Source organism: Stenotrophomonas sp. 63632_Sma, from assembly GCF_056482875.1.
This window is the reverse complement of the sequence record NZ_CM151220.1, coordinates 996,138-1,014,357: the sequence shown is the minus strand read 5'-3', so window position 1 is coordinate 1,014,357 and position 18,220 is coordinate 996,138. Positions and strand designations below refer to the sequence as shown.

General features: G+C 67.2%; 19 protein-coding genes and 1 tRNA gene. 4 read left to right on the top strand and 16 right to left on the bottom strand.

Translation table 11 applies throughout. The features are described from left to right. Positions 1-17: 17 nt before the first annotated feature. Positions 18-494: a hypothetical protein gene (locus tag ACZK45_RS04690; RefSeq protein ID WP_152593481.1), complete on the bottom strand. Its 477-nt coding sequence runs from the start codon at positions 492-494 to the stop codon at positions 18-20. A gap of 115 nt (positions 495-609) precedes the next feature. Between ACZK45_RS04690 and ACZK45_RS04685 the strand changes: the two genes are divergently transcribed. Beyond that, a complete protein-coding gene (locus ACZK45_RS04685) occupies positions 610-1,284 on the top strand; it encodes a class I SAM-dependent methyltransferase (protein ID WP_279943139.1) in 675 nt (224 codons plus the stop codon). 3 nt (positions 1,285-1,287) lie between these two features. Here ACZK45_RS04685 and smqnr read toward each other — a convergent pair whose 3' ends face one another. Continuing rightward, the gene (gene smqnr / locus ACZK45_RS04680) at positions 1,288-1,935 is read right to left on the bottom strand and encodes a SmQnr family pentapeptide repeat protein (protein WP_478445519.1); all 648 of its coding nucleotides are present in this window, start codon (positions 1,933-1,935) and stop codon (positions 1,288-1,290) included. 160 nt (positions 1,936-2,095) lie between these two features. Between smqnr and ACZK45_RS04675 the strand changes: the two genes are divergently transcribed. Next, positions 2,096-2,872 (top strand): DeoR/GlpR family DNA-binding transcription regulator, encoded by a 777-nt coding sequence (locus ACZK45_RS04675; protein ID WP_478445518.1) that lies wholly within the window; start codon positions 2,096-2,098, stop codon positions 2,870-2,872. 11 nt (positions 2,873-2,883) lie between these two features. Continuing rightward, entirely contained in the window at positions 2,884-4,017 is a 1,134-nt protein-coding gene (locus ACZK45_RS04670; protein WP_293794955.1) for an MFS transporter, read from the top strand. Positions 4,018-4,026: 9 nt separating this feature from the next. Here the strand turns inward: ACZK45_RS04670 and ACZK45_RS04665 are convergent, their stop codons facing one another. The 4 genes from ACZK45_RS04665 to ACZK45_RS04650 form a co-directional block, all read right to left on the bottom strand. Further along, a complete protein-coding gene (locus ACZK45_RS04665) occupies positions 4,027-5,532 on the bottom strand; it encodes a PepSY domain-containing protein (RefSeq protein ID WP_478445517.1) in 1,506 nt (501 codons plus the stop codon). 11 nt (positions 5,533-5,543) lie between these two features. Beyond that, a complete protein-coding gene (locus ACZK45_RS04660; protein WP_478445516.1) occupies positions 5,544-7,682 on the bottom strand; it encodes a TonB-dependent receptor in 2,139 nt (712 codons plus the stop codon). Between the two features lie 130 nt (positions 7,683-7,812). Beyond that, on the bottom strand, positions 7,813-8,208 hold the full coding sequence (locus ACZK45_RS04655; RefSeq protein WP_100434139.1) for a DUF2946 family protein: 396 nt from the start codon (positions 8,206-8,208) through the stop codon (positions 7,813-7,815). 216 nt (positions 8,209-8,424) lie between these two features. Continuing rightward, entirely contained in the window at positions 8,425-8,805 is a 381-nt protein-coding gene (locus ACZK45_RS04650; protein ID WP_049400651.1) for a tautomerase family protein, read from the bottom strand. Between the two features lie 288 nt (positions 8,806-9,093). Here ACZK45_RS04650 and ACZK45_RS04645 point away from each other — a divergent pair, with 288 nt between their 5' ends. After that, a complete protein-coding gene (locus ACZK45_RS04645) occupies positions 9,094-9,657 on the top strand; it encodes a hypothetical protein (protein WP_180838194.1) in 564 nt (187 codons plus the stop codon). Positions 9,658-9,741: 84 nt separating this feature from the next. Here ACZK45_RS04645 and ACZK45_RS04640 read toward each other — a convergent pair. From ACZK45_RS04640 to fabD, 10 genes are all read right to left on the bottom strand, one after another. Further along, a tRNA-Val gene (locus ACZK45_RS04640) sits at positions 9,742-9,816 on the bottom strand. Between the two features lie 135 nt (positions 9,817-9,951). Further along, positions 9,952-10,305, bottom strand: coding sequence for a PilZ domain-containing protein (locus ACZK45_RS04635; protein ID WP_004146965.1), 354 nt, complete (start codon positions 10,303-10,305; stop codon positions 9,952-9,954). Continuing rightward, a complete protein-coding gene (locus ACZK45_RS04630; protein WP_125895262.1) occupies positions 10,302-11,258 on the bottom strand; it encodes a DNA polymerase III subunit delta' in 957 nt (318 codons plus the stop codon). The genes ACZK45_RS04635 and ACZK45_RS04630 overlap by 4 nt, the downstream gene beginning before the upstream one ends. Then, positions 11,255-11,920: a dTMP kinase gene (tmk, locus tag ACZK45_RS04625; protein ID WP_032127760.1), complete on the bottom strand. Its 666-nt coding sequence runs from the start codon at positions 11,918-11,920 to the stop codon at positions 11,255-11,257. Before tmk ends, ACZK45_RS04630 begins: the two co-directional genes overlap by 4 nt. After that, positions 11,917-12,978, bottom strand: coding sequence for an endolytic transglycosylase MltG (mltG, locus tag ACZK45_RS04620; protein ID WP_317217318.1), 1,062 nt, complete (start codon positions 12,976-12,978; stop codon positions 11,917-11,919). Before mltG ends, tmk begins: the two co-directional genes overlap by 4 nt. 144 nt (positions 12,979-13,122) lie before the next feature. After that, positions 13,123-14,487: an aminodeoxychorismate synthase component I gene (locus tag ACZK45_RS04615; RefSeq protein ID WP_478445515.1), complete on the bottom strand. Its 1,365-nt coding sequence runs from the start codon at positions 14,485-14,487 to the stop codon at positions 13,123-13,125. Positions 14,488-14,643: 156 nt separating this feature from the next. Next, on the bottom strand, positions 14,644-15,906 hold the full coding sequence (gene fabF, locus ACZK45_RS04610; RefSeq protein ID WP_049463472.1) for a beta-ketoacyl-ACP synthase II: 1,263 nt from the start codon (positions 15,904-15,906) through the stop codon (positions 14,644-14,646). 143 nt (positions 15,907-16,049) lie between these two features. After that, positions 16,050-16,289 (bottom strand): acyl carrier protein, encoded by a 240-nt coding sequence (acpP, locus tag ACZK45_RS04605; protein ID WP_005415509.1) that lies wholly within the window; start codon positions 16,287-16,289, stop codon positions 16,050-16,052. A 152-nt stretch (positions 16,290-16,441) separates the two neighbouring features. After that, positions 16,442-17,185 carry a 3-oxoacyl-ACP reductase FabG gene (gene fabG, locus ACZK45_RS04600; protein WP_004146899.1) on the bottom strand — a complete coding sequence of 248 codons (744 nt, stop codon included), beginning with the start codon at positions 17,183-17,185 and terminating at the stop codon, positions 16,442-16,444. An 82-nt stretch (positions 17,186-17,267) separates the two neighbouring features. Then, entirely contained in the window at positions 17,268-18,212 is a 945-nt protein-coding gene (fabD, locus tag ACZK45_RS04595; RefSeq protein ID WP_478445514.1) for an ACP S-malonyltransferase, read from the bottom strand. Between the last annotated feature and the right edge of the window lie 8 nt (positions 18,213-18,220).

The window sequence follows — 18,220 nt, the reverse complement described above, 5'->3', positions numbered from 1 at the left end:
CCAGGCAGCGTCCACGCTCAGTCGCCCCGCAGGTAGGTTTCCGCTGGAATTTCCATCAACTCCGGCCCCGAGAGCATCGCACCCTTCAGATCGGCGCCTGCGTTCAGGGCATTGTTGATGGCGTTGAGCGACGAACTGCGTTGGCAGATCGCCTTGAATGCGCCACGTGGTCCCTGGTGGTACATCTTCAATGCACGCTCGAGACCCTCCGCCAATATCGGCTCGCAGTCCAGCGGCAGTTCATGCAGGACGCCCTGCCCATCGCGCGCGGTGAATGTATGCGGCAAACGCACTCCCAGTTCCATATGCGCGATCAGGGCCATGGCAAACGCTTCCGGCAGCCAGATCAGCAGACGGATCACCAACCCGCGGGCCACGCCACGCGCGACCAGGTCCCGCTCGGCCTGTTCCTCATCGACGTCTTCCCGGCCAAGCAACGACAACGCGAGCTCGAAGGCCTCGGTCGAGGGCATTGGAGGTGGGCGATGTTCCATTCGCTGTGTCCTTCAGCTCCAGACAGGCGCGCACCTTAGGCAAAGCAGCGCCGGCGCGCAATGCCTCTTGCGCGCCGCGCTACAGTGGTATGTCCCCCGCTGCAGGAATCCGCGCATGTCCACGTTCTCCGATCCGCAGGCGGTGGCCCGCTATGCCGAAGCGCCGCTGCGCCAGGTGCCCGGCTTCCTCGCCCTGCAGCAGATGAGCCGGCTGCTGCTGGCCGAACGTGTCCCTGCGCAGGGCCGCGTGCTGGTGCTGGGTGCCGGTGGCGGGTTGGAACTGAAGGCCTTCGCCGAGGCGCAGCCGGGCTGGCAGCTGCTGGGGGTCGACCCGGCCGCGCCGATGCTGGCCCTGGCCGAGCAGACACTGGGTCCGCTGATGTCGCGCGTGCAGCTGCTGGAAGGCTATATCGACGATGCACCGGATGCGCGCTTCGACGGCGCCAGCTGCCTGCTGACCCTGCACTTCCTCGATGCCGCGCAGCGCCTGCACACGCTGCGCGAACTGCACCGGCGCCTGCAACCCGGCGCGCCACTGGTGGTGGCGCACCACAGCGTGCCGCAGGACCCGGCCGGCAAGCTGCGCTGGTTACAGCGCTACGCAGCGTTCGCCGAAGCCTCGGGGGTTGCCCACGCCGATGCGCAGCGCGCGATCGACGCCATTGCCGAACGGTTGCCGCTGCTGGCACCCGAGCAGGAGGTCGCACTGCTGCAGGAGGCCGGCTTCGACGGTGTGGAGCTGTTCTACGCCGGCTTCAGCTTCAAGGGCTGGGTGGCGTACACCGGGTGATGCCTACGGCACCACGGTAATGCCGATACGCTGCATCAACAGCGCCACCTGCTGCACATCCAGCGTGGCGCCACGCAGGTTGGTGCTGCGCAGGTCCAGCTCGCCCAGCTCGGAGTTGGTCAGGTTGCAGTCGGTGAAGTTGGCACTGTTCCAGTCGATCCCCTCGAACTGGGCACCGGACAGATCCGAACCGGCGAAACTGGCACCGCTCACGTTCGCGCCATCCCAGCGGTTCTCCCACAGTTCGCACTTTTCCAATGTCACCCGCGAGAAATTGGCGTAGCGCAGGTTCGATTTCTTGATGAAGGCACTGCAGAACCAGCTGCGCGTGGTGATCTGGTTCATGAAGCTGGCGTTGCTGAAGTCCGCGCCCTGCGCACGGCACTCACTGATCTCCAGGCCCAGCGCCTTGATGAAACTGAAGTGGCACATGCTGATGTCGCAACTACGGAAGCTGGCTTCCTTCAATGTGGCGCCGTTGAAGCGGCAACCGGCGCGGTTTTCAGCGTCATAGAAGCTGCAGTTGATGAACTCGGTGGCGGTGAGGTCAGCGCCGGAGAAATCGCATTCGTAGAACTGCTGGTCGACCACTTTCTGGCCGGTGTACTGGTCCGCGCCGATGCGCAGCTTGCGGTGAACGGTGGAGGACATCAGGGATTCCATGCCAGGTGCCCCGCCATCATGCCGGGCCGCGAGGGCGATCCATAGACGTGGACGCGGGCGAATTCACCAGCAGTCCAGCCGCCCTGTGTCCCCCCAATGCCGGATGCACGTTGTTGCACGTTAATGCACGAATGTGCAGACTTGCGGCATGAGCTCCGATCCCAGCCCCCTCCCCGCCCAGCGCACCCTGCAGATCCTCGAGGAACTACGCCAGCAGGGCCGCGTGGTCGCCGCCGAACTGGCGCGCCGCTATGCCGTCTCCGAAGACTCGATCCGCCGTGATCTGCGCGAGCTGGCCGCCCAAGGCCTGTGCCAGCGTGTCTACGGCGGCGCCGTGCTGCCGCCCCCCAAGGAACGCCCGCTACGCGAGCGACTGACCCGCGACCGCGGCGACAAGGCCGAGCTGGCCGCCCGCGTCTGCGCGCTGCTGCAGCCCGGCCAGGTCGTACTGCTCGACGCCGGGTCGACCAACCTGGCGATCGCCCAGCAGCTGCCGACCGCTCTCGGCCTGACGGTGATCACCAATGCTCCGCAGATCGCCACCGCCGCCAGCATGCTTGAAGGCACCTCGGTGCAGCTGATCGGCGGCCGCCTGGCCAGCGGTGGCGGCGCGGTCGGCGCTGAAGCGTTGGCGCAGGTGCAGCGCCTGCGCGCCGACGTATACCTGCCCGGCCCCTGCGCGGTGGACGGCGACACCGGCGTCTGGGCAATGGATTCGGAAGAAGCCACGCTGAAACGCGCGATGGTGGCCTGCAGCAGCCGCGTCATCGTCGCCGCCACCATTGAAAAGCTCGGTGCCCGCGGCAACTGGCAGATCGCCAGCCTCGATGAAATCGACGATCTGGTGCTGACCACCTCGGCTCCGCCGGCGCTGGCCGCGCGCTTCCGCGCAGCCGGCATCGCGGTACACCCCACTCCGCCCTGACCGTACCGCCCATGTCCCTTGCCAACCGCGCGCGTGCCGAACAGCACGCGACCCGCGCTGCGTTCTTCATTCCCGGCTTCGCCACTGCGTTGTGGGCCACCCTGGTGCCATTCGCCAAAGCACGCACCGAGATCAATGACGCCACGCTGGGGCTGGTGCTGCTCTGCCTCGGTGCCGGTTCGCTGCTGGCGATGCCGTTGTCCGGCGTGCTGGCCGCGCGCCTCGGTTGCCGCCGGGTGATGGTGGCCAGCAGCCTGCTGATCTGCCTGACCGTGCCCGGCCTGGCGCTGGCCGGTTCGGCCTGGACGCTGGGGCTGGTGCTGTTCGTGTTCGGCGCCGCCGTGGGCGCGATGGACTGCACGATGAACGTGCAGGCCGTCATCGTCGAGCGCGAAGCACGGCGCGTGATGATGTCCGGCTTCCATGCCTTCTTCAGCATCGGCGGCTTCCTCGGCGCGGCCACCATGACCGTGCTGTTGTCCGCACAGCTGCCGCCACTGGCATCGGTGCTGATCGGCGTTGGCGCCATGCTGCTGGTGATGCTGTTGTCGGCAGCGCACTGGCACAGCGAACGCATGCCACACGACACACCAATGCTGGCCCTGCCGCACGGCATCGTGCTGTTCATCGGCGTGCTGGCCTTCGTTGCCTTCCTCGGTGAAGGCGCGATGCTGGACTGGAGCGCGGTCTTCCTCAGCGATGTGCGTCGCGTCGATGCCAGCCTCGCCGGTATCGGCTATGTGACCTTCACCCTGACCATGACCGTCGCGCGCCTGTTCGGCGACGCACTGGTGGAGCGCGTTGGCCGTGAGCGCGCGATCGTGTTCGGCGCGCTGCTGGCCGCCGCGGGCGTGCTCGTGCTGACCCTGGTCACGCCGTGGCAGGCGTCACTGCTCGGCTATGTGCTGGTCGGCCTTGGCTGCGCCAACATCGCACCGGCGCTGTTCTCGCTGGCCGGCCACCAGACCCGCATGCCCGGCGCACTGGCAATCACCGCGGTTTCCACGCTGGGCTTTGCCGGCATCCTTGCTGGCCCAGCACTGATCGGTTTTGCTGCCAACCACTTCGGCCTGATCGCCGCCTTCATCGGCGTGGCCATGGCCTTGTTGCTGGTGGCGATGTCCACGCGCTGGCTGCGGTTGTAACCCAAGGCATCAGCGCCGCCTGCGCCGCAGCTTCATCCGCAATCGCCGATAGCCGATCACCGTCGCCGTGGCACACAACGCGGTGCCAGCAGCGCTCAGCAGCAGCAACACCGCCAGCCGGGCACCCTCTTGGCGCAGCATCGCGGGCAGATCCCAGCTGTGCAGGAAGTAGAACAGCCAGCGTCCCACTCGTTCCCGATGCCCCATCGTCAGCAACGGATCGCCGGTAGCCAGATCGAGATAGACGCGCGTCGCCTCGGCATCACCGAAATCCGCCACCGCAACCGGGAAGCGCCGCACCGCCGCGCCGTTCATGGCTTCCGGTGCACGCGGATAGAAGTAGGCATCCGCTGCCTGCTGCACCACGAACTCCTGCATCGGCGCATCGGACAGCGCACGCACCTTCTGCTGCAGCCACGCGGCCGGCAGCAACCGCGCAACCTGCAGATGCCCATCGCTGCCGGACACGATGCGGGTATCGCCTTTCCCATCCAGCAGCACCGCGAACAGCTCGCCTCCGATGCGGCGCCACTGGATCTCGACCGGTTGGAAGCGCTCAGCACCGGCCACCGCCAGAAGCTTCGCCGGCTCACCCAACGCGCCATCCACCGTTACCGCGCTGCCACGATAGCGTTCAACATCGATCGCCTCGCGCGTGCTGCTGAAGACCCCCAATGGATTCATCGACATCAGCCCGCTGAAGATCCAGGTGAACACGAAGGCCGCAGCCATCAGTCCGATCAGATGGTGCCAGCGCATCCACGGTTCGACGTACGGCGTCTTCGCACCGGAGCGGTAGCGCCCGCGGAAACGCCAGCGCCACACACCCACCACGATGCCGCTGACCGCCGCCACCGTGCACAGCGCGGACAGCACGATCATCACCCACGTCCAGACCGGATCCACCGACTGCATGCGCAGGAAATACAGCCAGTGCAGCCAGGCCCCCACATAGTTCCAGCGCTGCTGCACATGCGGTGCGTCCAGCACCACTTCACCGGTGCGCGAGGACACATACAGGTCACCGGGCTGTGCGCCCCCCACCTCCACCCGGTACAGCGGCCGGTGCGCGTCCAGCGCGCGCGAATGCGTCCAACGGTCCTCTTCCACGCCCATTGCACCGACAAAGGCCGGGCCGCCAGCAAACTGTGCCGCTGACGCTTCGGCGCGCTGTGCCGACACTGGCAGCAGGGCCTGGCCGGTGACGGCTGACCACGCCCCCACGTTGCTTCCCGTGCGCACCACATACGCAGGCTCGCCACGCAGCGTGGTCAGCGCCACGGCCTCCGGCTCGGCCTGCACGGCTGCAGGCAGCACCGACAGCCCGCGCAGATCGCGGGCCTCCGGCAGCACCGGCAATGCCGCCAGACGTTCACCGGGCGTCAGCTTCGGGTAGCCAATGAACAACATCACCATGCCGCTGACGAACCACAACAGCATCAGCAGGCATCCGCCGATGCCGAGCCAACGGTGCACCAGGTAGGTCCAGCGCTTGGCAGTGGATCGCAGCGACATGGTGCGTGTCCTCAGAAGCGATGGTCGACGGTGAACTCGACGCGACGATCCGCGCCCAGCAGCCACTGCGTGCTGGTGTAGTACGCGGTGGCGTAGTACGCCTTGTCGAATACGTTGAACAGGCGCGCTGACAATCGCGTGCGCGGTGCTGCCTGCCAGGTCAGCGCCAGATCAGTGGTGCTGTAGCTGGGCAACTCCAGCGTGTTGGCATTGTCTGCGTAGCGCTTGCCGACATAGCGAACGCCACCCGCCGCGCTCCAGTCCGGTGCGAACTGCCAGCTCAACCACACATTGGCCAGGCGTTCGGCCACGTTCGGCGGCACGTTGCCATCGCGCGACACCAGCAGCGGCGGCGAACCGGTGGTCTCCAGGAAGTCCTCGAACTCGGCCTTCAGCACCGTGGCGTTGGCATCCAACGTCCAGTGCGGCGCGACGTTCCAGTTCAACGACGCCTCGATACCACGCGAGGTCTGCGCGCCCACCTGCACGCGGCGGTCCGGCACCAGCGGATCGCGGCTGAGCAGCCCGGTCTTGCGGATGCGATACGCCGCCAGCGTCCACTCGCCGCCATCGAAGGCCTGCTTCAGGCCCACCTCGATCTGCCGCCCCTTGGCCAGGTCGAAGGCACCGTTGGCCGGGCTGATCATCAGCAGGCCACTGACCGGGTCCGCCGCCTGCGAGTACTGCGCATACAGGCTCAGCGTCGGCTGCAGCGCGAATACCGTGCCTGCACGCCAGCCGGTGCTGCTGTAGGTCTTCGAGAACGCGTTCTGGCCGCTGATCAGATCGGTACGGTCGATGCGCGCGCGGTCGTGGCGCAGCCCCCCCAGCACCGACCAGCGCTCGCTCAGCGCCAACCGGTCTTCCGCGAACAGCGCGTACTGCTCGGCACGATTGCGGTAGCGCGGCAGGTTCGGCGCGTCGCTGACGAACTGGCCCGGCACCGGTTCGAACGGATCGACCGGGCCCGAGCTGCCGGCATAGGTGTTGTTGGTGTGCTTGAAGTGCGCGCGGTTGGCGTCCAGGCCCACCGCGAAGCTGTTCTGCAGGCCACCTGCGGTCCCCTGCACGCGCAGCGTCGAGGTCAGTCCGGTCTGGTCCTGGTTGTGGGTGATCTCGGTGTTTCCCGAGCGATCGATCAAGCCGGTAGCGCGGCTGTAGACATAGGCTTCGGCATTGCGCCAATCGCGCTGGCTGTCGATCTGGTAGAGGCGCGTGCGCCATTCCACGTTCGCGTTCGGCGTCCACAGCGCATCGAGCTGGGTCCAGCGGTCGCGATAGCGGATCTGGCTGTCTTCCACGTTGTGGTTGCGGTGGCGCAGCGCCTCCAGCTGGCGGCCCTCGACCAGCGGCGTGCCGAAGTAACGCATCGGTTGCTGGTAGCCCTGCGCATGGGAGAGGGTCAGCTGCAGGTCCGCGCGCGGCTGCCACAGCAACGCACCGGAGAATGTCGCGTCACTGTTGCGCCCACGATCGACCCAGCCACCGCTGTAGTTGCCACTCACGTCCAGCCGGTAGGCCAGCTCGGGCGTCAGCGCGCCACCGCTGCCGAAGCCCAGGCGCGCGGTGTCCTCGCTGCCCACGGTTACGCTGATCTCGCTCTCGATCGCACCACGCGTGGGCTTCTTCGGCACGATGTTGATCACGCCGCCGATCGCACCGTCGCCATGGATGACCGAGGCCGGGCCGCGCAGCACTTCGATGCGCTCGATCGACCAGGTATCGAACGGGAAGGTGATACCCACGCCACCGTACTGGCGCAGCCCGTCGTACAGGCGCATCACCGAAGCGCCATCGGTGAAGCCGCGGCTGGACAGCGCGCTCAGGCCGTTGCCCGGGTGCGGCATCGCACTGATCGCACCCGCCCGGCTGATCGCATCGTTGAGGTTGCTGTCGCCACGCTGCTCCAGTTGTTCGCGCGAAATCACCGTCAGGCTGGCCGGTGTCTGCAGCACGCTCAGGCCCAGCGCGGAACCGGCGTTGGCGGTGGACGAGAGCTCACCGCTGCGGGTATCGACCACCCGCACGGTGTCCAGCGTGGTCGGTGGTGCCGCATCGGCGGCAAGTACGGGGGCGGTGTGCAGGAGCAACGCGCACAGGACAGGCAGCGTCGCCCGGCGCAGGTGCGCGGAGTTGGGGTTCGTTTTCATTTTTTTCACGGCATGCAAGGCCACCCCGCAATGGCAGGGCAGCAATCAGAAAGGGGCAAACACGCGCGTGCGGGCACCGGCCGTGGCCGGCAACCTCATGGAAAAATGTTCAATGCAACGCGCGTGCGGCTCAGGCAGCCATCATGGCTGGCGGCCCACGCGCTCCCAATGTGCCGCTGATCCGTTGCGGCAACGCCCGCACCGCACCGCGCAGCGCGCGGCACACCGGTGCCATCGGCGCCAACAGCAGCACTGCCGCCACCAGCAGCGTGATGAGCCGTGCAGCGATCAGGCAGTAATCGCAGTCCACGCCCATCTCATGATCGGCGTGTGGATCGGCAGGTGGCTTCTTTGCGGCCTCGCCGTGCGGCATCGCCATCGCGTGGTGGTCGTGATGGCCTTCCATCGCGTGCTGCGCATGCTCTGCGTGCATCGCGTGGTCCATGGCGGCCACCGGTGCTGCAGCAGCCACGTGACCGTGCGCCTTCCAGCGGCTCACCAGCGGAGCGAGCAGCACCAGCAGCATGGCGAGCCATGCCAGGGCCTGGAACCGGCGGTGGAGGACAGAACGACGCACGCCGCCATTCTACGGGGCCATGGCCAACCTTGGACCCCGTTCAGGGTTTACCCCCTGCGACACGGTGACGCAGGGCTGTGCTGCCGGCCACAGCGATGGGCACGCCCTCCCTGCGCACGCCCACCACGCTGTGGATCCACGCCATGCGTGGATGCGCTTCGCGCATCAACTCACGTACTGCGCCTGCCCGTTCCCGAACGACCAGTTTTCCCGCTTCACTTCCACCAGGTTGATGAACACATCCTCTCGGCGGATACCCACCGCCGCGTGCAGGCCCTCGGCGATGCCGGCATACAGCGCCTTCTTCTGCTCCAACGTGCGCCCTTCGTTCCAGGTGATCTGGATGCAGATGAAGTCGTCGGTGCGGTCCACGCCCAGGTAGCCGGGGTCATAGATCAACGTGCCCGGCTCGTGTTGCTGGAAGATCTGGAAGCGATCATTCTCCGGCACGCCCACCGCGCGCATGGCCTGGTAGATGGTTTCGCCGACGCGTTGCAGGTAGTCGGCGGATTTACCTTTGCGCAGATCGATGCGGGCGAGCGGCATGGTGGCACTCCAGAGTGGATGGGCACGGCAACGGGCCGAGACTACGCCTGCCCAGGGCGGTGGGACAGCGCAGGAATGGAACCCTCTGCTTCCATTTGTGGCACGGGCCCGCCCACGTGCGTAACGAAGGCGACCCGGACGAACAGTTGGGCGCCTTCCACACCGACGGGCTGATCGTGGCCGCGCGACAGCTGGTACGCGAGGCACATCATTGCCTCTCCGGCGACGACGCCTGACCGGCCCGGATATGCGCCCGCTACAATCGCGCAGGGAGCGCAGGAGACCGCAATGGACGCCGAATACCTGGAGTACTTCAAGGCCGCACTGGAAGGCCGCGCAAGCGTGGGCTGGAACGTCTGGTTCACCGCCAACCAGCAGGCGCTGGCACAACACCTGAGCCGTCCTGCACTGCTGCGCTTGAAGTTCAGCAAATTGGATGAAGCCGAACGCCTGCTGGCCGAGGCCGGCATCGTGCCCTGCAGCACAGCGGGCAAGCGCTACGAAATGTACTGCGCGCAGTTCTCGGCGGACGTGGTGGACGCGAACGGTCGCCCGCTACCGGCCATCTGGCGCGCGGCGCACGGCGGTGCCATCGGCCTGCTTGCCGATGGTGAGCAGGAGGCCGGCCAGGCGAAGCTGCTCGCGGAGTTCCGCCGCGTCCGCAAGCGCGGACTGCAGCAGGCCCATGAATGGTTGGCCGATCTGTGCTTTGAAGGCGAGATGGAACTGAGCGGCGGCAATGCCGATGTGGGCCGTAGCCTGCTGGCGGTGGTGGTGCGGGCCGGCAGCGGTCACGACCTGCTGGATGCAACCGCGATGATCGCGCGCGAGCTGCTGGAGGACCTCGGCTGAAACGGTGATCGCTTCGGCGGGCACCACGGAATCACAGGCAACAAAAAAGCCCCCATTGCTGGAGGCTTCTTTCGTTCTGCAACATGGTGGGCGGTACAGGGATCGAACCTGTGACCCTTGCCGTGTGAAGGCAATGCTCTACCGCTGAGCTAACCGCCCGGTGTGTTGCTGAGCCGCTCATTATAGGGGCTTTTCAGAGGCCGTCAACACTTTTTCACATGGGTGTTCACGGGCATTTCGAGGGGCGCCGCCGGGCATGGCCCGGCGCTACCGAGGGCGGCTATCCGCGCGCCGTTACATCGTATGCGTCGGCTTGTCCGAGCTGGTCAGGCCGGCCAGCAGGGTCTCGATCTTGTGGCGCACGCCCTCGCCTTCGGCACCGTCGGCCAGCTGCACGCCGATGCCGGCGGTGCGGTTACCCTGCGCGCCGGCCGGGGTCACCCAGATCACCTTGCCGGCCACCGGCAGGCGCTCGCTGGAATCGGGCAGGGTCAGCAACAGGAACACTTCGTCACCCAGGAAGTAGCGCTTGGGCGTGGGCACGAAGATGCCGCCGTTCTTCACGAATGGCATGTACGCGCTGTACAGCGCGGCTTTGTCCTTCACGGCCAGGGACAGGATGCCCTGGCGGGCGTTGCTGGCACTCATCGATTTCCCCTTGCGGCAGGCCGCTCGTTCACCTTGTTCCAGGCCAGCAGCAACTCGACCACGGCAAGGTCTGCACGCACCGTGGTGCGCAGCAGGTCGCGGGTGCGGTTGGCCGCATCGAACCAGGCTGCAAGCTTGTGCAATCGCTCCGGCGTGGTCAAGGCATCGGTGCTGGCCTGGGCCAGCGCCAGGTCGGCGGCAAAGCGCAGGCGCAGCGCCGCGTTGTCATCGGCGCACCACTTCTGCGCCAGCTCCACCGCGCCGGTCTTGCCGGCGGCCAGCTGTTCCAGCTCGCGGCCCACTTCGCGGCGCAGGCTCAGGCCATCTTCGCGCAGCCAGTTGTCGGCCTGGCCGGGGTGGCCGCGCGCCGCGTCCAGCGCTTCGCGTGCCGATGCTTCGCTGTGGCCCTGCTGCTGCAGCCAGGCCAGCGCTTCGTGCTGCGGCGGCAACTTGAATTCCAGGCGCTGGCACCGGCTGCGGATGGTCTGCGGCAGGCGTGCCGGGTCGCTGCTGATCAACCACAGATAGCGGCCGGGCTGCGGCTCTTCCAGCGTCTTCAGCAGCGCGTTGGCCGCCGAGCGGTTGATCGCATCGGCCGGGTCGACGATCACCACCTGCGCCACGCCGTACTGCGGGGTCAGCGCCAGCTTGTCGGTGATCTCGCGCACCTGCTCGATGACGATCTCGGTGCGCAGCTTGTCGCCGCTCTTGTTCGGAATGAAGCTGACCAGCTGCAGGTCAGGATGGGTGCCGGCGGCGATCAGCTGGCGCGTGCGCATGGCATGCGCGGCATCGCCGCGCGCCAGCACGTGGTCGGCCAGGGCCAACGCCACCTCGCGCTTGCCCAGCCCGGCCGGGCCGCAGATCAGCAGGCCATGACCAAGGCGGTCGGCATCGAGTGCGGCCACGGTCTGATCGAAGGCGCGCTGCTGCCAGGGCGAGAACGTACTCATGCGCCCTCCCCGCCCTGCAGCCAGCGCTCGACCTGCGCGACCACATCGGCCGCTACACGCGCCTGCACCTGGCCGGCGTCGATCAGCGCGAAGCGCTGCGGGTCCTGCTGCGCGCGGCTGCGGAACACTTCGCGCACGCGCTGGAAGAAATCATCCTGTTCGCTCTCGATGCGGTCTGGCCACAGGTCGCGGCCATTGGCGCGCGCGCGGCCCACTGCCACGTCCACGTCCAGCAGCAGGGTCAGGCCCGGCAGCAGGCCCACCGCGCGTCGTTCCAGATCGGCAATCCACTGCGGGTCGAGGCCACGGCCACCGCCCTGGTAGGCATAGCTGGAATCGGTGAAGCGATCGCTCAGCACATAGGCGCCGCGCTGCAGTGCCGGCTGTATCACCTGGCGCACATGCTGCGCACGTGCAGCGAACACCAGCAGCAGCTCGGCTTCGGCGCTGAGCGGTTCGGCAGCAATCTCGGCATCGGGTTTCAGCACCAGGCCACGGATGCGCTCGGCCAGCGGCGTACCGCCCGGCTCGCGGGTCAGCACCACCTCATGACCGTGGCTGCGCAGGCAGTCACGGATGGCATTGATGGCGGTGGTTTTGCCTGCGCCCTCGCCGCCTTCCAGGCTGACGAAACGCGGGTGGCGAAGCAGCGCGGGACTCATTGCGCCGGGGTCTCCTTGGTACGTTGCTGGCGCAGCTGCTGCAGGTAGCGGGCCACTGCGGCGTTGTGCTGGTCCAGGCTGGGCGAGAACACGTGCGCGCCACTGCCATCGCCCACGGCGACGAAGTACAGCGCGTCGCCCGCTGCGGGTTGCGCGGCTGCCATCAGCGCATCGCGGCTGGGCATGGCGATCGGGGTCGGGGTCAGGCCGGCGCGGGTATAGGTGTTGTAGGGCGTATCGGTGGTCAGGTCGCGGCGGCGGATGTTGCCGTCATACGCAGCACCGATGCCGTAGATCACGGTCGGGTCGGTCTGCAGGCGCATGCCGATCTTCAGGCGGCGCATGAACACGCCGGCGATCTGCGGACGCTCGCTGGCCAGCGCGGTTTCCTTCTCGATGATCGAGGCCATCGTCAGCAGTTCGTAGGGCGTGTTGATCGGCAGGTCCGGCGCACGGCTTTCCCAGGCTTCATCCAGTGCGTCCTGCATTGCAGCGTGAGCACGCTTGAGCACATCAAGATCGCTGTCGCCACGCTGGTAGACGTAGGTCTCCGGCAGGAAGCGGCCTTCCGGATGCTGGCCACCGAAGCCGAGGCGCTGCATCAACGCGGCGTCATCGAGGTTGTCGGTGGTGTGCAGCAGCGGCTCGGCGCGCTTGAGCGCGGCACGCAACTGGCGGATGTTCCAGCCTTCAATGATCGTGACGCGGTGCTGCAGCACCTTGCCGGCGCGCATGCGCAGCAGCAGATCACGCGGGGTCAGGTCGTTGCTGAGCGCGTACTCACCCACCTTCAGTTTGCCGGCCGCATCGAGCTGGCGCGCCAGCAGCTGCCACTGCGCGTCCTGGCCCTCGTCCACGCCGGCGTCGCGCAGCTTGCGCAGCACCGTGTTCATGCCGTCGCCACTGGCGATGACCACGCTTTCGGCGGACGGGGTGATCGGAGCGTCGGCGAACCGGGTCTGCTGGTAGAAGAACCACGCGCCCGCGCCGGCCACGACGGCGGCCAGCACCACCACCAGCGTTACCACGAACAGACACCCGCGCTTGGCTCCCGCCATGGACTACCTCTGAACTCGATTCCGTCGTGCAGGATACCGTGCCGGTGGATTGGGGTCATGACCGGGGTGGCAGACGTCCCCATCCGTGCCGACCAAGGTCGGCACCCACCGTGGGGGAATGGGGTTGCCGGCCAGCGGCCGGCACTACCCCTGCTGGCCGAGCGCGCGCAGCAGACCGCGGGCCTTGGCGCGGGTCTCGTCCAGTTCCTTGTCCGGGTCCGAATCAACCACGATGCCGGCGCCGGTGCGGAAGCTCACCTCGTGGCCATCCACTTCGGCGGTGCGGATCAGGATGTTCAGGTCCAGGTCGCCATCGCGGTTCAGCCAGCCGAACGCGCCGGTGTAGGCACCACGCGGCACCTGCTCCAGCTCGCTGATGATCTGCATGCAGCGCACCTTCGGGCAGCCGGTGATGGTGCCGCCGGGGAAGGTGGCGGCGATCACCTCGCCGGGGGTGACCTCCGGCCGCAGATGGCCGCTGACGTTGCTGACGATGTGATGCACGTGCGCGTAGCTCTCCACGGTCATCAGCTCATCGACCACCACGGTGCCGGGCAGGCAGATGCGGCCCAGGTCGTTGCGTTCCAGGTCGATCAGCATCACGTGCTCGGCACGCTCCTTGGGGTGACCGACCAGCTCCTGGATGCGCGCGGCATCATCATCCCCTTCGAAGCGCGGACGCGTGCCGGCAATCGGCCGGGTCTGCGCGTGGCCGGCATGCACCGACACCAGCCGCTCGGGCGAGGAACTGACCACATGGCGGCCGTGCGCGCTGAACAGGCCGGCGAACGGTGCCGGGTTGGCACGGCGCAGCTGCGCGTACAGCGCCTGCGGGCTGACCGGTGCGGCAAACTGCGCGCTCCAGCGCCGCGACAGGTTCACCTGGAACACATCGCCGGCACGCAGGTATTCGATCACCCGCCGCACGCCGTCGGTGAAGCGCTGCGGCGCGTCCTCGCCGACCGACTGTGGCGGCTGCCAGCCCTGCCCGGCTTCGGGCAGCGCGGCCGAGGCCAGTGCCACCAGCGCATCCAGCAACGCCTGCTCGCCGGCTTCGGCGATGACGAAGCTGGCCTCGTTGTGGTGGTCGTGCAGCACCGCGGCCGGGCAGCGCAGCGCCAGCGCGGTCGGGCGGCCGTCCTCGCGTGCGCGCGCCGGCAGCACCGGTTCTATCTGGCTGGCCACTTCGTAGTCCAGCATCAACGCCCAACCGCCGCGGAACGGCAGGCGGTGGCTGCCGTCATGCGGCAGGCGTTCGTGCTGCCAGGCGCGGTCCAGCACCTGCAGGAAGTTGCCGGCCTGCACCGCATCATGCTGGTCGCGCACCTGGCCATCGGCATCCAGCCGCAGGCTATCGCCCTGCGCGGCCAGCAGCAGGCTCCAGCGGCCCTGGGCGGTGCCCGAGGCGGTGGATTCCATCAGCAGCGGGAAGCGCGACGGGTCGTGCTGCTGCAGGGCCAGCAGATCGATCGGGTGCGGCAGCGGGTGGATCAGCGGTGCGTGGGTCATGGCGGCCAGTTCGGGGATTCAGATGCACGGAAGCCGCCTTGCGGCGGCCTCCTCGTGCGTAGAGTCGAGCTTGCTCGACTGTGTTGCACGTTCAGTCGAGCATGGCTCGACTCTACACAAGGGCGGAGTCGAGCAAGCTCGACTCTACAACGTCGGTCAGACGCGCTTGAAGATCAGCGTGCCGTTGGTGCCGCCGAAGCCGAAGCCATTGGACATCACCACGTCGACCTTGGCCTGGCGTGCTTCATTGGGCACGTAGTCCAGGTCGCAGCCTTCGCCCGGCTGCTGCAGGTTGATGGTCGGCGGGATGACGTTGTCCTGCAGCGCCATCACCGAGAAGATCGCTTCCACGCCACCGGCAGCGCCGAGCAGGTGGCCGGTCATCGACTTGGTGGAGCTGACCATCATCTTGTAGGCGTGGTCGCCGAAGGCGGTCTTCATCGCCATGGTCTCGCCCAGGTCGCCCAGCGGCGTGGAGGTGCCGTGCGCGTTGAGGTAGCCCACCTGTTCCGGGGTCACGCCGGCGTCCTTCATGGCCATGACCATGCAGCGCGCGGCGCCTTCGCCGTTCTCGCTCGGTGCGGTCATGTGGTACGCGTCGGAGCTGGCGCCGAAGCCGGCCAGTTCGCAGTAGATCTTCGCGCCACGTGCCTTGGCGTGCTCGTACTCTTCCAGGATCAGGATGCCGGCGCCGTCGCCCAGCACGAAGCCGTCACGGTCCTTGTCCCACGGGCGCGAGGCCTGTTCCGGGGCGTCGTTGCGGGTGCTCATGGCCTTCATCGCGCAGAAGCCGCCCAGTGCGGTCGGCGACGAGCCACGCTCGGCACCACCGACCACCATCACGTCGGCATCGCCGTACTGGATCATGCGCATGGCGGTGCCGATCGAATGGTTCGAGGTCGCGCACGCAGACACCGCCGAGAACGACGGGCCCTTCAGGCCGGTGATGATGCTCAGCTGGCCCGGCAGCATGTTGATGATGGTCTTGGGCACGTAGAAGGGCGAGATCTTCTTGCCCTCATGGAACTCGATGGTCTGCTCTTCGATGCCGAGCAGGCCGCCGATGCCGGCGCCGACGATGGCGCCGATGCGCTCGGCATTGGCGTCGGTGATCTCAAGGCCCGAGTCGTGCAGGGCCATGAACGAGGCACCGAGGCCGTAATGGATGAACGGGTCCATCTTCTTGGCATCCTTGCCGCTGACCCGGAACTTGCCGAACAGTTCATTGTCGGCGGTGATGTCGAATCCCTTGACCTCACCTGCAATCTTGGTGGTGAACCGATCCAGATAGGCATCAGAAACGTTGGTCAGCGGACCGATGCCCGAACGACCCTGGGTGATGCCTTCCCAGCTGCTGGCCAGATCATTGCCCAACGGCGAGACGATACCCAGGCCGGTTACGACGACGCGACGCTTCATTGCTGATTCTCCTGGCCCGGATGATTTCAACGGGCAACTCGGTTTGCTTCGGTGTGATGCTCAAACACACGGGGCCGCAACAGCGGCCCCATGGGGTGCGGTGCGCGGCGAGCATGGGCCCGCGCGCGCACTGCCGTCTGACATCAGGCCTTGACGTGGGCCTTGATGTAGTCGATGGCGGCCTGCACGGTGCTGATCTTCTCGGCTTCTTCGTCCGGGATCTCGCACTCGAATTCTTCTTCCAGGGCCATCACCAGCTCGACGGTGTCCAGCGAGTCAGCGCCCAGGTCATCGACGAACGATGCGCTGTTGGTGACTTCTTCTTCCTTGACGCCAAGCTGTTCGACGACGATTTTCTTGACGCGTTCTTCGATGGTGCTCATGGGATCTCGCTCCAGATGGAGTTGTGGTTCAAAAGTGGTCGCCATCAAAGGCGATGGCCGTGGGATAGTGTAGTGGAAACCGGCGCGGCCTTGCATCGCAGCAAAAACCTCCGCAGATCAACCACTTGCGGCGCAATCCCTGCGCCCCTTGCTTACGGCATGTACATGCCACCGTTCACATGGAGGGTTTCGCCGGTGATGTAACCGGCAGCCGGGCCGGCCAGGAAGGCCACCGCATGGGCGATGTCTTCCGGCGAACCCAGGCGTTCGAGGGCGATGTCGTTGATCAGCGCGGTACGCGCTTCTTCCGGCAACGCCTTGGTCATGTCGGTGTCGATGAAGCCGGGTGCGACAACATTGACGGTGACACCGCGCGAACCGATTTCCTTGGCCAGCGACTTGCTGAAGCCGATGATGCCGGCCTTGGCGGCAGCGTAGTTGGCCTGGCCGGCATTGCCGGTCACGCCCACCACCGATGCGATGTTGATGATGCGGCCCTTGCGCGCCTTCATCATGCCGCGCATCACCGCCTTGCTGGTGCGGAACACGCTGGTCAGGTTGGTGTCGATGATCGACGCCCAGTCCTCGTCCTTCATGCGCATCAGCAGGTTGTCGCGGGTGATGCCGGCATTGTTGACCAGGATCGAGATCGGGCCGAATTCCTTGGCGATGCCATCGAGCACACTGTCCAGCGCGGCGGCGTCGGTGACGTTCAGCGCGCGGCCGTGGCCACCGTGGGCGGCCAGGCGCTCACCGATCGCGGCGGCGCCGGATTCGGTGGTGGCGGTGCCGATGACGGTGGCGCCCTGGGCGGCCAGCAGATCGGCGATGGCGGCACCAATGCCACGGCTGGCGCCGGTGACCAGTGCGATTTCACCCTGCAGGGGCTTGCTCATGATGTTTTCCTCAGGCTGGGACGGCCGCCGTTCCCGTACCGCTTGCAGCGGCCACCGGTACGGTCGGCAGGAACAAGGGGGATCAGGCCGACCATGCCTCGCGGGCGGCTTCGAAGTCGCCTGGCGTGGCCAGCGAACGGCCGTCGATGGCCTTGTCGATGCGCTTGACCAGACCGGTCAGCACCTTGCCCGGGCCGCACTCGGCGATCCGGGTGACGCCACGGCCACCCAGCGCCTGCACACACCCGGTCCACTGCACCGGCTGGTACAGCTGCTGGACCAGCGCGGTACGGATCGCGTCAATGCCGTCATGCACCTTGGCGTCGACGTTCTGCACCACCGGCAGCTGCGGCGCCTGCCAGGCCAGGCCGGCCATCACTTCGGCCAGGCGGTTGGCGGCTTCGCGCATCAACGGGGTGTGCGAGGGCACGCTCACGGCCAGCTTGACCGCCTTGCGCACGCCCTTCTCGGCCAGCAGCGCCAGCGCACGGTCGACCGCGTCGGCGTCGCCACCGATCACGATCTGGCCCGGCGAATTGAAGTTGGCCGGCACCACCACCTGGCTGCCTGCGGCTTCGGCGCAGACGTCCAGCACCAGCTGGTCTTCGGCGCCGAGCACGGCGGCCATGGCACCGACGCCGGCCGGTGCGGCTTCCTGCATCAGCTGGCCGCGCAGGCGCACCAGGTGCGCACCGTCATGCAGGCTCAGCGCGCCAGCGGCGACCAGGGCGGTGTACTCGCCCAGGCTGTGACCGGCCAGCACCGACGGGCGCGGACCGCCCACGGCGTTCCAGGCGCGCCACACGCCGATGCTTGCGGCCAGCAGGGCCGGCTGGGTGTATTCGGTGCGGTTGAGCATTTCCTCCGGGCCACCCTGGGACAGCGCCCACAGGTCCACGCCGGCACCATCGGATGCCTCGGTGAAGGCTTCACGCACCTGCGGGTGCAGTTCAGCCAGCTCGGCCACCATGCCCACAGACTGCGAGCCCTGGCCGGGGAAGACAAAAGCGAGGGTGGATACGGTCACGCGGTCAT

Coding starts and splice junctions, on each gene's coding strand:
- ACZK45_RS04665 (WP_478445517.1), bottom strand. CDS start 5,532: ATGTCGCTGCGATCCACTGCCAAGCGCTGGACCTACCTGGTGCACCGT.
- tmk (WP_032127760.1), bottom strand. CDS start 11,920: ATGAGTCCCGCGCTGCTTCGCCACCCGCGTTTCGTCAGCCTGGAAGGC.
- mltG (WP_317217318.1), bottom strand. CDS start 12,978: ATGGCGGGAGCCAAGCGCGGGTGTCTGTTCGTGGTAACGCTGGTGGTG.
- ACZK45_RS04615 (WP_478445515.1), bottom strand. CDS start 14,487: ATGACCCACGCACCGCTGATCCACCCGCTGCCGCACCCGATCGATCTG.
- ACZK45_RS04675 (WP_478445518.1), top strand. CDS start 2,096: ATGAGCTCCGATCCCAGCCCCCTCCCCGCCCAGCGCACCCTGCAGATC.
- smqnr (WP_478445519.1), bottom strand. CDS start 1,935: ATGTCCTCCACCGTTCACCGCAAGCTGCGCATCGGCGCGGACCAGTAC.
- fabG (WP_004146899.1), bottom strand. CDS start 17,185: ATGAGCAAGCCCCTGCAGGGTGAAATCGCACTGGTCACCGGCGCCAGC.
- ACZK45_RS04685 (WP_279943139.1), top strand. CDS start 610: ATGTCCACGTTCTCCGATCCGCAGGCGGTGGCCCGCTATGCCGAAGCG.
- ACZK45_RS04670 (WP_293794955.1), top strand. CDS start 2,884: ATGTCCCTTGCCAACCGCGCGCGTGCCGAACAGCACGCGACCCGCGCT.
- ACZK45_RS04690 (WP_152593481.1), bottom strand. CDS start 494: ATGGAACATCGCCCACCTCCAATGCCCTCGACCGAGGCCTTCGAGCTC.
- acpP (WP_005415509.1), bottom strand. CDS start 16,289: ATGAGCACCATCGAAGAACGCGTCAAGAAAATCGTCGTCGAACAGCTT.
- fabF (WP_049463472.1), bottom strand. CDS start 15,906: ATGAAGCGTCGCGTCGTCGTAACCGGCCTGGGTATCGTCTCGCCGTTG.
- ACZK45_RS04650 (WP_049400651.1), bottom strand. CDS start 8,805: ATGCCGCTCGCCCGCATCGATCTGCGCAAAGGTAAATCCGCCGACTAC.
- ACZK45_RS04660 (WP_478445516.1), bottom strand. CDS start 7,682: ATGAAAACGAACCCCAACTCCGCGCACCTGCGCCGGGCGACGCTGCCT.
- ACZK45_RS04645 (WP_180838194.1), top strand. CDS start 9,094: ATGGACGCCGAATACCTGGAGTACTTCAAGGCCGCACTGGAAGGCCGC.
- ACZK45_RS04630 (WP_125895262.1), bottom strand. CDS start 11,258: ATGAGTACGTTCTCGCCCTGGCAGCAGCGCGCCTTCGATCAGACCGTG.
- ACZK45_RS04655 (WP_100434139.1), bottom strand. CDS start 8,208: ATGCTGCTGGTGCTGCTCGCTCCGCTGGTGAGCCGCTGGAAGGCGCAC.
- ACZK45_RS04635 (WP_004146965.1), bottom strand. CDS start 10,305: ATGAGTGCCAGCAACGCCCGCCAGGGCATCCTGTCCCTGGCCGTGAAG.